The sequence below is a fragment of the Nocardia fodinahabitans genome, assembly GCF_052983615.1.
Genome location: NZ_JBRJJC010000001.1, coordinates 3,404,972 through 3,421,450, shown reverse-complemented (window position 1 = coordinate 3,421,450; position 16,479 = coordinate 3,404,972). Strand labels below are relative to the sequence as shown.

Genomic DNA, 16,479 nt, shown 5'->3' with positions numbered 1-16,479 from the left:
CGGTCATCGCCTCGTCGCCTCGCTGTCCAGATCGAAACGTTGATTCGTGTTGTGGACCTGGCTCGCCCGTTCGGTCGGGGTGAAGGTCATGCGGAAGGCCACACCCGGCTCGGCCGCTTCACCGGTCTTGAGAAGGAAACATCCTGTGCCGGGCGGTGTTTCGCGCTGTCCGTGGTCGAGGTCGTCGTCGGTAGGTGGGCGTGGCGCGGCCCAGGAGGTGACGAGGAGTTTCTCGGTGTCGGTGATGCCGACGGCGGCGCGGATGCGGTCGATCTCTTCCGGGCCGACCGGGCCGATGATCTTCGCGCGGGCGCGTTCGAAGAACCCGAGCGCTTTGGCTTGTGCCGCAGCGGAATCGAAGGCGGCGAGGTCTTTGATGGTGTGGCTGCACATGATCAGCCCGGTGCCCAAAGTCCTGTTCAGCCGCGTCAGGGCGTCGACGCGGTCGACCATGAATTCCCCGACCCCGAGCACGCGCCAGATCTCGTCCATCACCACTTCGAAGGTGCGCGGCGGGGCGAGTCCGGCATCGGAGAGGGCGTGCGCGGCAGCGACGGCGCCGAAGCCCTCGCTCCAGCACACCATCAGCACCGCGGCCAGCAGTTTGGTGTCACCCTCGGGAATGCGCGAGACGTCCACGCACACCGCCGGGCTCGCCAGGTCCAGCTGCGTGGTGGTGGGGCCGTTGAAGATCGCCCCGAACGGCCCCTCCACCAGGGCGCGCAGGGAACGACGCAGGGTCTTGGTGGAGGCGCGGTAGCTGGCTTCGTCGTCCTCTTCGGCGAAGCGCATCATCTGTTCGCCGCCGGTGGAGATCACCTCGAGTAGGTTCTCGAGTAGCGGTGGCCGTTCGTGGGTGAAATCGTGTGCGGGGCTATAGAGTTCGCGCAGCCCGGCGGCGATGAGGACTTCTTCGTAGTCGGCGACACGCGAGCCGCGCACGAGTTCGATCAGGCCGGCGACGATATTGACCTGTCCGGCTTCCACCCGCGCGGTGACCTGGCGGCGCTGGTCGGCGTCGGTGAGCCGGTCCACGATCGCCCCCAACGCGCCGACGTCGAGGGGATTGAGGGTGCCGTGCCCGTACCCGACGTCGACGACCTGTCCACCCAGACGCTCAACGAGGTCGCGGTAGTCCGGCTTCGTGTCGCCCATGCACAGCACGGTCTCCCCCGCCGCGACCGCCCCGGTGACCATCCGCCGGATCAGCGACGATTTCCCGAATCCGTTGAGCGCCAACACAAACGCGATAGGCGCGGTGATAAAGCCTTTCAGGAACCACGACATCGGGTCGAAGTGGACCGGAGCACCGGTGATGTAATGCGAGCCGACCGGGGTGCCGACCGTGGGAGCGCTGGCGCCGACCGAGAACGGCCACAGCCCGGCGACCTGGACGGTGGTGGCCCGCCATTCCGGTGTCGTCGGCACGACGGCAGCTCGGCCGCCGCCCGGCCCGCGGTATCCGCGGTCGGTGAGCTGTGCCAGTGATCGGTCGAAGCCATCTCCGGCACCGGCGTTCTCGGTGCGGCGGGCGGCGGTGGCCCGGCGATGATCATCGCTCGATATCGCCAGCCTCGCCCACCAACCGCGCAGCCCGGGCCGGGCGGCAGCGGCTTCGGTCGCCGCCCGCGCGGTCGCGGTGAGCACCCGCACCCCCGCGACGGTCTCGCTGCGCCGCCGATCACGGTGGTTGCTGTTGCCGGTCATGCGCTGACCCGCTTGGAGATCGAGGAGTGCTCGGGCAGGATCAACCCGATCCCCAGGCTGGCGGCGAAGCTCGCGGCTTGAGAGCCGTAGCAGCGGCGCACCGACAGCCGCGACGCCGCGCTCATCGCCTTGACCGATGCCTCGATACCGGGCAGGTCCCCGTCGAGGTGATCGGTGACCGTGACCAGCGCCCCGAACCGGGTCAGGCCCGCACCGCGCGCTTGTTCTTCGCGGGCGGCTTGGGTGTTGCCAACTCGGATGCGCGCCGAGGCGGAGGCGATGCCGCGTTCGGTCTGCTCGGCGGCGATCGCGTCACGGAAGTCCGAATCCACGAGCGAGGTGGCTTCGGCGGCCGAGTGCACTCGGTACACCAGAGCCACACGTTTGCGGGGCACGTCCGCGCGAGGGCGCAGCAGTTCCTCGAGCACGGTTTCCATGACCGCGCCGCGAGGGGCGGCGTCCATCTCCCAGGTGATCGAGCGAGCGCCGTCGTGGACGTAGTGATCCCAGCGATCGACGTGGGCGATCGGGCCGACCGAATCCCAGGACTGGGTTTCCAGCAGTGACGCGCCGGCGGCTTCGACGTCACGTTGGGAGGCCAGGTCGTAGCGGGTGCGCACCAGCGCCAGGACTTCCCATGCCTGGAGCGGGGTGGCGGGCAGTCCGGCACGGGCGAGCTGAGACAGCACTCCTTGCAGGCGTTGGCCGATCTCGCGGGCCTGCTCGGCGTCGTCGCGGCGCACGCGGCCCTTGCCGATGGCGCGGTAGGTGATCGCGATCCGCGCCTCGATCCGCACCCCGACGCCGCCGAGGTCGGCAGCGGCTTCGCGCATCACCGCCTGCGCGAACTCCGGGGCCTGCTCACGCACCAGCCGGGTGACCTCGCGGGCCTGGCGCAGCCGAGTCTCGACGACGTTGTCGAGCACCGCGGTGACCGCCACGACCTCTCCGCCGCGGCTCTGGGTCGCCAGGAAATGCCCGAATCCTTCGACCCAGGCATCGATCTGGGGTTGATCCACCAGTTCCTTGCCGCGCGGGACGACCCGCAGCACCGCCGTGTAGTGGTCGCTGCGGCGGATGTGCAGCATCGCGAACCGGCGCCCGCCCGCCGTCTCGTACTCCGACAGGCTCGAATCCGCCAGCAGACCGGGCAGTTTCGCGATGCCAGGGATGCGGGCGAAGCGCCCGGCCCGGTAGAGGTGTTCACCGCGGGCGCGGGCGGTGGCGAACTGGACGCGCAGCAGCGCAAGTTCCCAGCCGGTGCGGCCGTTGATCGTGACCGCCAAAGGTGCGAACACCGCCGCGGCCACGACCACCAGGACGGCGGCGACGCTGAGTGAGCGCGAGATCAGGAACCCGGCCATAATCGTGATCACCAGCCCGAGCCCCACCATCGACACACCCCACGTCAGGCCGAAGAAGCCTGCGCTGCGAGGGCGTTCCCACCGTCCGTACATCCGCGCAGTCATCGCCGCACCTCCGCCGGGGTCAGCGAATCGGGATTCCAGCCCCCGTCGGCAGCGTCGCGGGTCTGCGCCTCGACCGCGGCGACTCCCTGCTCGCCCGCGGCTTTGATCTGCTGCGCGGCCATCACCGCCGCACCGGCCGCACCGGCACCGGCCGCGGCCCCACTACCACCAGCAGCACCCCCGGACTCCGCTCCCGCTCCGGAGGACAGGTTCGCGTTCGGCGGGGTCGACCGGGCTGTGGATCCTGCGCCGGATCCGCTCGATCCCCCGGTGCCGGCGCTCGCTTCCGAAGCGGTCCCGGAGTCGCTGCCCGAACCGCCGCCCAGTGGTCGGCCCCCTCCCCCACCACCGCCACCACCACCGCCGCCACCACCGGAGGCGTCGCCGGAGCCGGAGCCGCTGGGCGCGTTCTCGCCTTCGCTGACCTTGCGGGCGCTGCCGCGGTCTCCGGTCGAGCCCATCGCGACACCGGCCGCGCCACCGGCCAGCACCGCGGTCGCGCCGCCGCCCCCGCCGAGGGTGGACACCGCGGGGGCGACCAGGCGGACCAGGGCCGGGAGCACGATCACGCTCATCACCAGCAGGATCAACCCGAGCAGCACCTGCTGCGGATCGGTCTGCTTCTCATCCCCCATCACGGTGAAGGCGATGCTGTAGACGAGTGCCCCGACGGGTTTGTAGAGCACGAACGCCAGCGACCAGGACAACAGTTTCTTGTAGGACTGCGATCCCGGTCCGGTGCCCGACGCCGCGGCGGCCAGTGGGATCACCGCCACGACCAGGATCAACAGGGCTTGCCGGATCACCAGCATGACCAGCTGGATCAGGGTGCTGATGAGTCCGAGAAGCCCGACCACGAACAGGATCCCGGTGCCGAGCCCGGCGTTGGTTTCCTTGTCGAATTCGGTGAGCCGGTCGACCGCGCGCATCCAGTCCCCATGGCTGGAGGTGAAGATCACCCACTCCGAGAAGGCATCGCCCGCGCGGGTACCGGTGGTGACCAGCACCGCGAACGCCATCGAGGTGAAGGAGGCGCGCACCAGCATCAGGAAGCTCTCCTGTGCTTCTCCGGCCAATCCACCGCGTTTGGCCAACGCCAACCGCGCGGCGGCGAACATGATCCCGGCGGTGAGGAACACGACCTGGAGCCCGCCGCTGAAGTCGCGCACCGCGGTCAGAGCCGCGCCCGGTTGACCGCCGGGACCGGTCAGCACCGGCGACGGCAGGTCGGTCCACCAGGCCATCACGAAACGCACCCCACGGGCGAAACCCGACATCAGGAAATCGACCATGTCCTCCCAGGCCGAGCCCGCCGCCTGGGTCGCGACCTCACCGACCTGGTCGCACACCTGCTGGGGCCCGAGGGGCATATCGCAGACGCCGGGCACCGGCAGCTGCTCACGGGCACCGCCGGCCGGGGCCGCCAATACGAGGCTGTCGTTCATGAGGTGGCCTTCCAGCTACCGAATCCGGTCATCGAGTCGACGAAGGACCCTGGTCCCCAGAGGGTTTCGATCTCGGTGGGGACCGCGACGCGCCAGTCGCCGTCGAGCCACACCATCGGCCAGCGCGCGATCCGGTAGCCGAGCCCGTCGCGGGTCGCGAATTCGACGACCGCGTAGTCGGGGCTGTAGCCGGGCGCGATGCGCACGCCGTCGGGCACGGTCACGTAGCGGGCCGCGTCGGGAGTGCGCGCCCGCGAGCGCGCGAACCGGTCGATCAGCGCCTGTCCGCCGCCGTGATAGCGCAACGCGAGGACCTGCTGCCAGGTGGGTTCGGGGGCTGCGAGCGCGCGGGCGAGCGCGTCAGCGGCGGCGAGCCCGGCGCCTTGAGGGGTGTGCGCGAAACCCGAGGCGATGCCCTCGGCGATCGTGGTCGGGCCGTCGCCGGTCGAGACCGGCAGCGCCGCACCGCCCCATCCCCGTTGCCAGCGCAGGCCCGCAGGCGCGTGCATCAGGTAGTCCGGCTGTCCGGGGTCGGCCCGCCGGGTGCGATCCTGCGCGAGTGCGGTCCCGGCCTCGCTCGCGGGAATCTCGAGCCGGTTGCCGAACAGGTCCGCGGTCGGTCCCGTGGGCCGGGTCTCGGAGGAGGAAAGCGCCGGACGTGTTGTCGTACTGCCGGATTGAGAGGGGCCGTCGTCGCGGGTGATGGTCACGACGAACACGACGATCACCACCACGACGATGGCGGCGAAGACGATGATCAGCAGTCGAGGAATTCGCATGCGGGGCAGCTCGCTTTCAACGCGGCAGGAAGACGACGAGGTCGGGGGGCGGCTCGGTGGTGACGGTGACCGCCGGCGGGGCGGCGACGGCAGGGGCGGGCAGGTCCAGGCGCCAGTCCTCGTATTGCCACAGCACGGCGGCGCGGTTGCGGGTCACCGAGTTGTCCGGGTGCAGGCTGTAGATCTCGACGTCGGCGGCCTCAGGGCTGTAGCGGGTGACGATGTAGCCGAGCAGGCGCGGGGCGCCCTCGGCGACGGGGGCGGTGATCGAGATCTGCGCGCGCGCCACTGCCCAGCCGTCACGGCCCGCACCGGGGGCGAGCATGTGCGCGCCGACCTGGGGCCATTGGGTGTCGGTGGCGATCGAGGCCCGCACCGTCGCCTGCGTCGCGGCGACGGCGGCACCTGCGGGTGAGTGGTCGAACCCGGCGGCGACGGCACCGTCGATACGGTGGGGGCCTTGGTCGGTGACGGGCAGGTCGACGCCTTGGAAGGGCTGCCATCGCAGCCCGGTCGGCGGGGTGAGGGTGTCGCTCGCGGCGGCCGGGGCGCGTGTGGGTTCGGTGGCGTCGGTGCCGCAGGCGAGTAGAGCGGCGGCGGCCAGGAGGCCGATGAAAGCCAGGACGGCGGTCGCGGCCCAGCGCGGGAGTCGGTCGGGATGCGGGGGTGTCGGTGTCGTGGGCATGGTGGTCACCGCGGAATGACGGCCAGGGCCAGGGAGCTGGCGGTGCCGAGCAGGGCCGCGCCGAGCAGGGCGCCGAGCAGCCCTTCGACGCTTTCCTCGCGGTAGGTGCGGATCGCGAGCAGCCCGCCCACCCAGATCGCTCGCGCGATGCACAACAGCAGCACGCACCAGGCCAGATACCCCAGCAGCTGGGCCAGCGGTTCGAGTACCTGCCTCGGCAGGATCGTGCTGCCCGGCGGTGAGGCCGCCAGCGGATTCCAATCCTGATGCGCGAGCAGGGAGTTCGAGTTGTTGGAGGCCATCAGGAGCCTCCGGTGACGACGGCGTTCATGATGGGTCCGGCGCTGGTGGCCAGGATGCCTCCGGCCATCGCGGCGGCGATGATCTTCGGGGATTCGACGCTGCCGCCGTGCCAGCGTTCCCACCCGAATTTCCCGCCCGCGTAGATCAGGGCGGCGATCCCGGCCAGGCTCACCAGCCAGGCCAGATAGTTGACCAGGTTGATGATCTGCTTCGAGCCCGGCGGGGTCGTGGGCGTGATCTTGATTTCCTGGGCCAGCACGGTCGAGGCCACGTCGGTAGCCAATGCGACGATGGTCATGTCGTCTCCGAATCAGGATGTGCCGCAACCGATATGTGGGTCGCGGACAAGCGGGTGATGATCTGGGTTCCGGCGCGATGCACATCGGCGGGAACGGCGTGGCGCAACCCGGCGCGACGGGGCGGTGGTAGGTCGAACGGGGTGAATTCGGCCAGCTCGCCGAGTTCGATCTCGAGGAGCTGGTCGTGCCAGCCGATGTCGTAGACGTCGGTGACCAGGTCGGTGACCAGTGCCCGGTAGCGGCGCACCACCGCCGGGACCTTGCCGGGCCGTATCGGGGTCAGCACCAGACCGATCACCTCGACTCCGGTCGGTGCCAGGCCGGCGTGCCATTCCCGCAGTCGATCGGCTGCCGCGGTCAGACCGGGTGTGCACAGGCGCGCGGCCACGAGCACGCGTTGGGTGGTGTGCGGGCAGGCGGGCCAGGCCGCGCCGGTGTCCGCGGCCGGTGCCCACCAGCGCGCCAGGGTGGAGGCACCAGCGCCTCCGTGCGCGCCGAGAACCGCGAACAGCGGCGGGTGCGCGCCGGTGATCGCCAAGGGCTGTTCACGCACCGGGGCACGGTGCTGCGGGTCTGGCACGGCGATGGTGTCCGGGTTCAGCCGCGCCGGCCCGGGCGGTCGCGTGGTGTCGGCGCGGCGGTGCGCGGCAGTCATCCTCACCCTTGCTTCTGGATGTTGGAGATCACCAGATCGCCGCTGTTCGGGGTGCCGGCGCGGACGTTGATCAATTGCAGGTAGTCGATGCGGCTGCCATCGGGATGCCGCTGGACCAGGTGCACTTCGGCGGTCGTCTCGGCGACCGCGGTGATCGCCACGCAGTGCGTGCTCCCGGTGGGGATCGAGGCGATACCCGCGGCCAGGGCCTCGGGGACCAGACCGGCCTCGGGTGCGACCAGCCGCAGCGCGGCCTCGGCGTCGCGGCGCTGGTAGTAGGCGTGCTCGAAGGCCGCGATCACCCCGGCCATCGTGCGAGGGTCACCGGCGGTGTCGGAGACCACGTCACCGCTCAACCCGGTGCACGCCGCGGCGAGGACCGCGGTCGTGGTTGGCGGCGTGGCCAGGGCGGTGGGCGCCACCCCACTGGTGTCGGGTTCGTGGCTGCCCCAACGGATTACGACAGCGACGAGGACGACGACAGCGACCAGTGCCGTCCCCAGCGCGATGCCTATCCGCCCCAGTCGCGCTGTGGGCCGGGCGGTCCGGCGGTTGCGGGGTTGTGGTGGCTCCTCGGCAGGCCGATCCAGCCACCGCCACGCGTGATCGTCACCGTCGGCGGTTCCCGTATCGGGCGCAACGGCTTGCAGGGCCGCGGGTGTCGATTTCTCGAGCCACCCGGCCCCGTGTGGGGAGTCGAGCTCGGTGTCCGCCATTGTCGGTGTCACCTCCTTCGGTGGTCGGTGTCGGGGTCGGGGTGGGCCCTCCGGGCGGAAGTTCCGGGGAGGATCAGCAGACCGAAGGGGTAGCGTCCGCTGAATCCGGCTTCCGCCCGAAGGGGTCTGGGGTGGTTCACCGGCTCGACGGAGCCACGGAGCTCGTGGACACCGGTGGGAGGGAATTCGGCCGGGAGGGCGCGGTGGCCGAGGGCGTTCTCGTCGTCGAGGTCGCCGTCGTCGGTGTGGTCGGGGCGGTCGCCAGGTCGCGGGCAACGGCGGTGAACCAGGCCGACACCGCGCGCAGCGCGGATTCGCCGGTGCCGGTCGCGGGCACGCTGTCGTAGGAGCCGTGGCGGCCGGTGGTGTCGCTGTACTGGGCGGACCCGGCCAGGGTGTAGAGCTGATCGGGGGCGGTGACGGTGCTGGTGATCGCGTCGAAGGCGTCGTTGACCCACCGGCTGGCGGTCTGGGGTGGCACGAGTTGCACCACCGCGGCGGCGAGTTTCGTGCCGAGAATCCCGACCGCGGCCAGCGGGTCAGCCATGCCGACGGTCGCCAGCTCGGCCACCGTCGCCGGAGTGATCACCGTTCGGGCGACCGAGATCGCGGCGTTGAGCCCGATCGTGCCGAGTTTGAACAGCGCCGAGAGCGCGTCGGCCTGGCTCGGTGGTGTGGTGGCCGGGTCGGAGGCTTCGGCCAGGCGCTGTCCGAGGGTTTTGGCGGGGTCGTAGGACAGTTGGTCCAGGCTGGTGCCGGACAGGTCGTCGTTGACGACGCCGACCGCGGTGGTGAACACCGTCGTGGACAAGGCGGTGGCGATGGTGGAGATCGCCGCGATCGGATCCCGCAGGTCTGAGCGCGCCGCGATGTTGGCCACCGTCGTCGCCAGCGGACTGCCGGGTGCGGTGTCGCAGGTGGCGTCGCCGCCGACACACAGATCCGCCACCCGCCCGGTCAGTGTTCCGTAACCGGTCGGGGCGGTGGTCGTGGCGGTGATCCCGGCTCCGGTCAGCGCCGAGTTGAGCAGCGTGATCGTCGAGACATGGGCTCCGCCGGTGCCCGGCGCGGCCGAGGGGGTGTGCGCTTGCGGACGGCCGGGCAACACGGGTGTGCCGAGTTGGCGGGCGGGATTGGCCAGCAGCGCGACCGCTGCCACCCGGTCCGCGTCGACCGTGCTGCTGCCCGCGCCGACCCGAGTGGCGAAGCGGTCCGCCGCCGCGGCGCCGTGGGCGTATCCCGCAACCGCGAGACGGGTGTCCGGGCAGCGGGTTTCCACGGCCGCCGCGGCCTGCTCGAGCTGGTCGGTCGCTGCGGTGACCGCGTCGTCGTAGGCCAGTGAACTCCCGTCGCCGCTGTGCCCGAAGGGGATGTAGGCGCGCTGCACGGCCTGTCCCACCGCAGCTGTCAGCGGTCCGAATACCTGTCCCAACGCGCCGGTGTCGCTGCCGGAGGCGACATCACCTTCCTCGCCGCCTTGCACACCGAGCACGTACAGCACCGGGCACGGGCCGTCCACGGCCGCGCCGGGCTCGGCTGATGCCGTCACGGTGACGTTGACGGTGGTAGTGCCGATGATCAACGCGATCACGGCGCTACGGAGTAGGTGGCGGGGGCGTATGCGGTTGCTGTGCATGAGATTTCACCTCGATAGGGGGTGCCTGCCCGCCCCGTGGCGAGGGGGCCGGGGCGGGCAGACACGATTCAGGTGGCGGGTGGTTGCGAGATGGTGGCCGCAGAGGGTGGCCGGTGGCGCAGCAGGAAGCTGTTCAGCCGCGTCAGCGCTTCGCGTGCCCCGACGGCGGCGGTGCGGGCGTGGCCGGTGTTGTATTCGCGCCAGCTCAGATCCGCCCCGAGAGCCCGGTATTCGGCGAACAGGGCGCGACTCAGCGCGATCGGGACCAGCGCGTCCTCGGTGCCGTGGTAGAGGTGCACCGGCGCCCGGGGGGCGCGATAGGCGGCGGATTCTGCGGCCAGCACGTAACGCCACATCGGGTCGTTCCAGGGTTCGCGGCGTTCGCACCACGTGCCGAGTGGAATGTGCCGGTAGGTCTCGATCAGTTCATCGACGGTCAGCGTCTGGGCGTGCGCGAGGCCACGCCGTCCCTCCTCGGTGAGCAGGTGGGTGACGGGCAGATGGCTGTAGGCGCGAGCCAGTCCGACCATCCCCGCGAAGACCAGTCCGGCCCACGGTCCGGCGTCCAGGCCGGCGACCAAGGCTCGCAGGTTGCCGACGACCGCGCCGGCGGCGACGCCGCGCAGGTCGAGTTCGGGGGCGTAGTCGGGGTGGGTTTCGGCGGCCAGCACCGCGGCCCGCCCGCCGTCGCCGTACCCCCAGATCGCACACGGGCCGGATGCGCCGAAATCGGTCGAGCTGGTGATGGCCCGGCCCAGGTCGAGCACGGTGTGCGCGGCGGCGGCACCGGACAGGAACGGGTGCGCGCCCAGACCGCTCATGCCCACGCCCTGGCCGTCGGGCACCCCGACGACCCAGCCCCGCGCCAACGCCATCGCCATATCCGCGGCCACATCCGCGAGGGCCGTCTGGTCCAGGCGCTGAGATGGGGCGATGCGCCCTCCCAGTCCCTGGAACCGCGGGCAGTACAGCAGTATCGACCCGTCACCGGCGACGGCCTGCTCGGGAGCCACCACCAGCCCCGACGCCGGCAGTGGGGCGTGGAACGCGGTGCGGGTCGAGTACACCACCTGCCACGCGCGTCCCGCTCCTGCTAACACCGGGACCTCGACCTCGCGTGCTCGTAGCAGCGCACCTGCGGGCTGGGTGAAGTCGTCGGAGTCCGGTACGTAGAACTCGTCCACGGTGTCGTCGATGCCGAAGGTGGTCATGGTCACCGTCCCGCGAGGTCGTGGGCCAGGGCGACCATCCACGCCACCCCGGAAGCGAGTTGGCCGCCGGTGGCGTAGCCGTTATGGCGGGCGATGGTGTCGACGTAGCGCAGCAGCACCGCCGGATTCACCAAGTCGGCGTTGTCGGCGACCAACTGCCCCCACGCCGCCGACAGCTGTCCGGCCAGCTTCGGTAGCAGCACAAAGGGATTCGAGGCGACCGTGGCCGTGATCTCACCCCAGCGGGCCGCCGCCGCCTGTCCGTCCGGTGTCGGGGTGCGCGGGTCGGCGGCCTCGACGAGCCGATCGGCCAGCCCCTGCTGCGGCCGGTAGTCGACATCCCCGCCGTCGACGTAGAAGTCGTTGAGCAGCACCGTATTCCACGCATCGCCGAGCGCGGCCTGCAAGAGGCCGCTGAGGGTGCCCAGCGCGGCGATCGGGTGTCGCAGGTCGGCCTGGGCCGCGATCTCGGCGCCGACCCGCAGGAGCGCAGCGCGCTCGGGGGCCGAGCAGGCCAGGTCGCCGTCGGTACAGATATCGGCGACACGGCCGGTCAGCTCGCCGTAACCGACCGCGCCCGCGATCCCGCCGCCACCGGCCGCGGGGTTGGTGATCGCGACCTGCGAGACCGCGACACCGCTGGTGCCCGGCGCGGGATCGGGCACCACCTGTCCAGGCCGGCCCGGCAAAACCGGGGCGCCGGGCGCGCGATCGGGGTTGGCATACAGCGCGACACCGGCGATCCGGTCCGCACCGATCGGGCCCAGGCCCGCGCCGATGTCGGCGGCGAAATCCGAGACAGCTTGTGCGCCTTGGGAGTATCCGATTCCGGCGATCAAGGTGTCCGGGCAGGTATCCACGATCTGGACCGCGGCGGCGTCGAGCTGGCGGCGGGCGTCGGTCACCGACACCGCGTAGGGATCCGGGCCTCCGCCGGGAACGGCACCGCCGAAACCGGCACCGTAGGGGATATAGGAGCGCTGCACCAGGCCGGGGGCGGCCGACAGCACCGGAGCGATGAGCGCGCCCACCACCCCGGTGTCGGCGAGCGGGTCCGCCGTCGGGGACGACTGGCCCGTGCCCTGCACACCCAGCACGTACAGTGCCGGGCACCCGGGGCCGATCGGCACCGCCGAGGCGGGCGCCGAGGCCAGCGTCAGACCGGACGCGGTGGCGGCGATCGCCACGGCAGCGGCCAGTCGGCGGACGTTCGAGGTCGTCGTGGTCACTGGCCGACTCCGACTCCGGCACCAAAGCCCGCGCCGACGGTTCCGGCGGCGACCGCGCCGACAGCGGCGACGGGGACACCGGCCACGACCGCCCCGGCGACGGCACCGGCCGCCGCACCAAGTGCGGTACCGGCGACACCGGAAGTCACCTCGCCGATGACCGGGACCGGCACGATCGTGCCCAGGGCGGCGCCCGCGATCCCGCCGACCGTGCCCCCGATCAGGCCCCCGGCGACCGCACCGGCGACCGCTGCGGGCGCACCGACCGCGACCGCACCGACCGCGCCGCCGATCCCGGCACCGGCCAGCGTCGCACCCGACACCCGATCCGAGCGCCCGGCCGGGATGCCGATCGAGTCCAGCGCGGTCGCCAGCTGCGCCTCCACGCCCGCGGAGAAATCATTGATCGCGTCCGCGCACTGCGGATCCAGCCAGCCGGGACGCGCGGTCTCCCACTGGCCGAACCGGATCACATCGTCGGGGACCTCGACCGGCGCGACCGGCTCCACCGGCTCCGGAAGATGCAGGTCCTCGATGCGGATCGGCTCCACCGGCTCGTCCACCGACGGCGCCGGGCGCGTCGGCGCGTTGCGCACCTCCGGCGGCTGGGCGTAGTACACCGGCGGTGCCGGCGCGGACTCCGGCGGCGGCGCCGGTTCGGGGGACGGCTCCGGCGCGGGCGGCGGTGGCGGCGCGGTGGTTCCGGGCTGACCGGGGCTGGTGACGCCGGGCTGGTCGGCGATCGCGGTGAGCGGCTCGGCGGCCTGCGCAGTCCCGGCTGTCGCGAGAAGGACCGCGACCGGGACCACCGCACAGAGGGTGACGCGGGCTACGTGTGTGGTGCGCGGTGTGTGCCGGGCTCGGCGTGCGGCGCGATTACCAGGCGTATGCGTCGCGTGGTGGTCGGCCGACGTGCGATGGAGCGGTGAATTCCCGGATGAGGGCATGACGAAATAAGCCTTCCCAGTGAGGGTGAGCGATACGGGGAGTGGAATTGCCGCGCGAGAGTGCGGCCTAGGAATTGGGCGGCGTCTCCCACAGCGGGGGATCCGCTGTGGGAGACCGCTTCTCAGGTCATCTCGGTCAGATGAAGGGCAGGATCAGGCTGAGTGCCTGTGCTGCGACGTTCAGGCCGCTCGACAGCACCGACAGCCCGGCGTTGATGTAGCCCAGAATTACGAAGGGATCCACGATCGCGTTCCTCTCAGCGTCTTTCGGATTCTCGGCGGGATCGGTGTCGACCTCGCGCTTCCAACCAAACGCCCGGAACTGCTGGAAATCCAGGGTTTTCAGGTATGCAGTTTGCGGTACCGCAACTTGCATACATTTGCTATTCACTACTTGATCAGCAGATTTGCTGCGGAATGTATGCAAGCTGCAATACCTGGAATTTCCACCGAAGTCGCTCCGCCACAACGCTGTCCATCGAGACGACCATCCTCGGCGCTCGCATCCTCGGAGCTACTGGTTTGGATGATGTGATCATCTAAACGCTTGCCGGGCGGTACCCGCTCTGGTAGGAACGAAACATCACCTGGGGGCCAACCGATCACCATAACCTCTGCCCATCCTGCCGTGGAAGACTTTCGAGGAGGGGGATTCCACTCCCATGACCCGTGATCCCGAACTACGCCGATCACCCGGATCCCGACACGCACTACCACCGCGTGTCCCCACTCTCGGCAACACCGTCCGCCGAATCCGTGACGAACGCGGTTACACCCGCGACTACGCCGCGGCCATGCTCAGAATCAGTCGAAGCTACCTCACCGATATCGAACGAGGCCGCCGAAACCCCAGCCCAGAACTGCTGGAGCTGATCATCGCCGGCTACCGACTCGATTCCGCCCTCGCCCGCCACGTGCGCGAATTAGGAGTGGCAGCGCTCGACCTCGAACCCACTGCGGTTCTGGCCAGGTCGGTCACCGCCAACGACCTGCTCATCGCCCATCTCCGCGACCTGAACGCCCGAGGCGACCTCGCCGCCTACATCGACCCGATATGGAACGTGCTGGCCTGCAACGATTTGTTCCGCGAGGCGACACCAGGACTCGAGCGCACCGGGTCGGTCCCGGTGTGGATGTTCAGCGACAACACCAAACCGATCCTGACCGACCGGCCTTTCGAACTCGACTACGCGGCAGCCTCCATTCGTGCCATGACCGGCCGCTATCGCCACACCGAGCAGGTCCGAGTGGTCTTCCGACACCTGGGCCCTAACATCGAGTTCCGGAAATCGTGGAGCGATGGCGTCCGCGCCGCCTACGGGCGTGACCCCAGTGCGCTGATGCACACCATCCATCCCGTCACCGGCCAGCCGGTCGCCTACAGCCTGACCATCTCCAACCAGTCCGAGTCCGTCCTGCTGCTCATCCTCTCGCCCAAACCCTCCCCCGACTCGACCACGAACCGAGAAGCCGACGGATAGAAAACTTTCGACACGCGCTACGACACGCCGAAGATATCACTCAGAGTTCAGCCGACCACCGGGTCATGTTGATCAAGCTCAGCGTTACCGCACGCCGACATGTTGCCCGCCCGAGGCTGTCGATGCCCCTCCATCGGCAACCTCGGGGCACCGTGATGTATCTGAAACCTGCCGCCATGAAGCGGCCCGCAAGGAACTCGTCGTCTCCACAGCCGTCGAAAAATTGCTGGAATATGCGTGTCGAATCGACATCTCGACGTCGATTTCTCCCAAACCGCACTTCGAGATCCATTACTGAGCACAGGATCTGACCATGAGTGAAAACCCTCGCACCCCCGCATCCGGTCCGCACCCACCCCTCACCGCCGGAACTCACGAGCAGACTTATCCGGTCTCCGTCGGTGCTCGCGCACTCGGAAAGTCCGAACGCTGGTATATCCAACGACTCAAGAGCGGACGCTTCCCCGGCCACAAAGCTGGCCGCACCTGGTTCCTCACGGCCAGCGACATCAACGCCGCGATCGAAGCCTCCCGCAGCCCATCGTCCCGCCCCGCCAAACGCCAACCTCCACCACAGCCAACCGACCGAGCTCGGCCAAACCCGCCCCGGCCGACCAAACGAACCCGCCACCGCCGATACATCCCACCCCAGGACCGATGACCGAAGTCACTGCTGATTTGCGAGTTTCAGCGGAGTGGCCATGTTCGGGCGGGCTCAGCGCGCCAGTGACCGGCGATATGTGTACCGCCGCAGCGACTGCGAGCTCTACGATCGTGTGCATGGCAGCTGCGCCGCATCCGGATTCGCCGCCCACGTCTGTTCTCGCGCACCATATCCCATCCGGTGGGGACACGCTCCCTGTCCTGGGTGTGGCCGCCGCCGAGTTACACCGCCAGGCTCTGCGCAGCTCGAACGCGCCGGCTGGGTTCTACAACCGCAATATCCGAGTCGATGTCGCCAGCGATGCGGTGAATGTCCGTATACCGCTCGAACACGCGGACGTCATGGATGTGACCCAATGGCCCGAACCGCAGATCCTGGCCGCGATCGCCGCCCACGTCGCTGCGGCCCCACGGCTCTACAGTTCCTGTGGCCAGCCGCGATACCAGATCCAGGAATACATCCACGGCCACCAACTCGATGCGATCGCACCGCGCGGCACCGCCGTCCCCGAGCACGTCCCGGGCGACGTCGCAGCCCTGTTCGGGCAGCTCTGCACGATTCCCATCGACCAGCTGCCCTCTCCGGCAGACGAACTCGACGACGATCCGTGCCGCTTCGCGAATCGGTTGTGGGACAACATCCGCCGCCTGCACGACAGCCACCGCCCGGACTTCACCGCGCTGTTCCGGCGTCTGGGCATCCCCGAGGATCCGTTTGCGCCCCTGTCGGGTGCCGCCGAATCGCTGCGTGCGCGCCCGTTCCGGCTGATCCATTGCGATGTCCATCGCAAGAACATGATGATCCGCGAGGGCAGGACGGTGTTCCTGGACTGGGAACTGGCCCTCTACGGTGACCCGTTGGCCGATGTCGCGATCCACGTGGCGAAAATGACCTACCTCCCCCACGAACAGCAGGTGTTCCTCACCGCGTGGGCCGCCGCCGAACCCGAGGCCGCGCACCCAGGCTGGTCCGAGGACCTGGACCGCTACCTCGCCGGCGAGAGGATCAAAGCCGCTGTCATCGATTCGGTCCGCTACGCCAAGGTTATCGCTGCGGGTGGTCGCAGCCCCGCAGACGAACAGGCGCTCGTCGACGGCCTGACCCGCCGACTCACCGAGGCCGCACCGTTGTGGGACCGTCCGGCACCCGAGCGTGACCAGGTCGGGGCCGCCCTACACACGCGCTGAATGCCGTCCTCCCGACCCGTTGAATTGCGGGGTGGGCCGATCAGATTCGTCGGTGCCAGCCGCGTC

General features: G+C 69.9%; 16 protein-coding genes. 2 read left to right on the top strand and 14 right to left on the bottom strand.

The features are described from left to right. Positions 1–3: 3 nt before the first annotated feature. From NV348_RS15880 to NV348_RS15815, 14 genes are all read right to left on the bottom strand, one after another. Entirely contained in the window at positions 4–1,707 is a 1,704-nt protein-coding gene (locus NV348_RS15880) for a putative type IV secretion/conjugal transfer ATPase (protein ID WP_280246583.1), read from the bottom strand. Beyond that, positions 1,704–3,176 carry an SCO6880 family protein gene (locus tag NV348_RS15875; protein WP_280186303.1) on the bottom strand — a complete coding sequence of 491 codons (1,473 nt, stop codon included), beginning with the start codon at positions 3,174–3,176 and terminating at the stop codon, positions 1,704–1,706. The genes NV348_RS15880 and NV348_RS15875 overlap by 4 nt, the downstream gene beginning before the upstream one ends. Then, the gene (locus tag NV348_RS15870; RefSeq protein ID WP_280186302.1) at positions 3,173–4,621 is read right to left on the bottom strand and encodes a DUF2207 domain-containing protein; all 1,449 of its coding nucleotides are present in this window, start codon (positions 4,619–4,621) and stop codon (positions 3,173–3,175) included. Before NV348_RS15870 ends, NV348_RS15875 begins: the two co-directional genes overlap by 4 nt. After that, on the bottom strand, positions 4,618–5,400 hold the full coding sequence (locus tag NV348_RS15865; protein WP_280246582.1) for a DUF8175 domain-containg protein: 783 nt from the start codon (positions 5,398–5,400) through the stop codon (positions 4,618–4,620). Before NV348_RS15865 ends, NV348_RS15870 begins: the two co-directional genes overlap by 4 nt. Before the next feature lie 16 nt (positions 5,401–5,416). Further along, positions 5,417–6,085 carry a DUF8175 domain-containg protein gene (locus NV348_RS15860; protein ID WP_280246581.1) on the bottom strand — a complete coding sequence of 223 codons (669 nt, stop codon included), beginning with the start codon at positions 6,083–6,085 and terminating at the stop codon, positions 5,417–5,419. A gap of 5 nt (positions 6,086–6,090) precedes the next feature. Next, complete coding sequence (locus tag NV348_RS15855) at positions 6,091–6,387, bottom strand: hypothetical protein (RefSeq protein WP_280186299.1); 297 nt, start codon at positions 6,385–6,387, stop codon at positions 6,091–6,093. Further along, a complete protein-coding gene (locus tag NV348_RS15850) occupies positions 6,387–6,686 on the bottom strand; it encodes a hypothetical protein (protein ID WP_280186298.1) in 300 nt (99 codons plus the stop codon). Before NV348_RS15850 ends, NV348_RS15855 begins: the two co-directional genes overlap by 1 nt. After that, entirely contained in the window at positions 6,683–7,342 is a 660-nt protein-coding gene (locus tag NV348_RS15845) for a hypothetical protein (protein ID WP_280246580.1), read from the bottom strand. The genes NV348_RS15850 and NV348_RS15845 overlap by 4 nt, the downstream gene beginning before the upstream one ends. A gap of 2 nt (positions 7,343–7,344) precedes the next feature. After that, positions 7,345–8,058, bottom strand: coding sequence for a DUF8176 domain-containing protein (locus NV348_RS15840; protein ID WP_280246579.1), 714 nt, complete (start codon positions 8,056–8,058; stop codon positions 7,345–7,347). Between the two features lie 136 nt (positions 8,059–8,194). Then, positions 8,195–9,694 (bottom strand): cutinase family protein, encoded by a 1,500-nt coding sequence (locus NV348_RS15835; RefSeq protein WP_447147618.1) that lies wholly within the window; start codon positions 9,692–9,694, stop codon positions 8,195–8,197. A gap of 68 nt (positions 9,695–9,762) precedes the next feature. After that, positions 9,763–10,905, bottom strand: a complete 1,143-nt coding sequence (locus NV348_RS15830) for a lipase family protein (RefSeq protein ID WP_447147617.1) — start codon at positions 10,903–10,905, stop codon at positions 9,763–9,765. A 2-nt stretch (positions 10,906–10,907) separates the two neighbouring features. Beyond that, entirely contained in the window at positions 10,908–12,134 is a 1,227-nt protein-coding gene (locus NV348_RS15825; protein WP_280246576.1) for a cutinase family protein, read from the bottom strand. Then, positions 12,131–12,943, bottom strand: a complete 813-nt coding sequence (locus tag NV348_RS15820) for a hypothetical protein (protein ID WP_280246575.1) — start codon at positions 12,941–12,943, stop codon at positions 12,131–12,133. Before NV348_RS15820 ends, NV348_RS15825 begins: the two co-directional genes overlap by 4 nt. Before the next feature lie 274 nt (positions 12,944–13,217). Further along, a complete protein-coding gene (locus tag NV348_RS15815) occupies positions 13,218–13,457 on the bottom strand; it encodes a hypothetical protein (RefSeq protein WP_043738540.1) in 240 nt (79 codons plus the stop codon). A gap of 286 nt (positions 13,458–13,743) precedes the next feature. On the opposite strand from NV348_RS15815, the gene NV348_RS15810 reads away from it, so the two are divergent. Continuing rightward, the gene (locus tag NV348_RS15810) at positions 13,744–14,562 is read left to right on the top strand and encodes a helix-turn-helix transcriptional regulator (RefSeq protein WP_280189654.1); all 819 of its coding nucleotides are present in this window, start codon (positions 13,744–13,746) and stop codon (positions 14,560–14,562) included. A 780-nt stretch (positions 14,563–15,342) separates the two neighbouring features. Beyond that, entirely contained in the window at positions 15,343–16,413 is a 1,071-nt protein-coding gene (locus NV348_RS15805) for a phosphotransferase (RefSeq protein WP_280189653.1), read from the top strand. Positions 16,414–16,479 lie beyond the last annotated feature (66 nt).

Coding starts and splice junctions, on each gene's coding strand:
- NV348_RS15875 (WP_280186303.1), bottom strand. CDS start 3,176: ATGACTGCGCGGATGTACGGACGGTGGGAACGCCCTCGCAGCGCAGGC.
- NV348_RS15870 (WP_280186302.1), bottom strand. CDS start 4,621: ATGAACGACAGCCTCGTATTGGCGGCCCCGGCCGGCGGTGCCCGTGAG.
- NV348_RS15815 (WP_043738540.1), bottom strand. CDS start 13,457: ATGCAAGTTGCGGTACCGCAAACTGCATACCTGAAAACCCTGGATTTC.
- NV348_RS15835 (WP_447147618.1), bottom strand. CDS start 9,694: ATGCACAGCAACCGCATACGCCCCCGCCACCTACTCCGTAGCGCCGTG.
- NV348_RS15840 (WP_280246579.1), bottom strand. CDS start 8,058: ATGGCGGACACCGAGCTCGACTCCCCACACGGGGCCGGGTGGCTCGAG.
- NV348_RS15805 (WP_280189653.1), top strand. CDS start 15,343: ATGGCAGCTGCGCCGCATCCGGATTCGCCGCCCACGTCTGTTCTCGCG.
- NV348_RS15850 (WP_280186298.1), bottom strand. CDS start 6,686: ATGACCATCGTCGCATTGGCTACCGACGTGGCCTCGACCGTGCTGGCC.
- NV348_RS15860 (WP_280246581.1), bottom strand. CDS start 6,085: ATGCCCACGACACCGACACCCCCGCATCCCGACCGACTCCCGCGCTGG.
- NV348_RS15845 (WP_280246580.1), bottom strand. CDS start 7,342: ATGACTGCCGCGCACCGCCGCGCCGACACCACGCGACCGCCCGGGCCG.
- NV348_RS15810 (WP_280189654.1), top strand. CDS start 13,744: ATGACCCGTGATCCCGAACTACGCCGATCACCCGGATCCCGACACGCA.
- NV348_RS15865 (WP_280246582.1), bottom strand. CDS start 5,400: ATGCGAATTCCTCGACTGCTGATCATCGTCTTCGCCGCCATCGTCGTG.
- NV348_RS15830 (WP_447147617.1), bottom strand. CDS start 10,905: ATGACCACCTTCGGCATCGACGACACCGTGGACGAGTTCTACGTACCG.
- NV348_RS15855 (WP_280186299.1), bottom strand. CDS start 6,387: ATGGCCTCCAACAACTCGAACTCCCTGCTCGCGCATCAGGATTGGAAT.
- NV348_RS15880 (WP_280246583.1), bottom strand. CDS start 1,707: ATGACCGGCAACAGCAACCACCGTGATCGGCGGCGCAGCGAGACCGTC.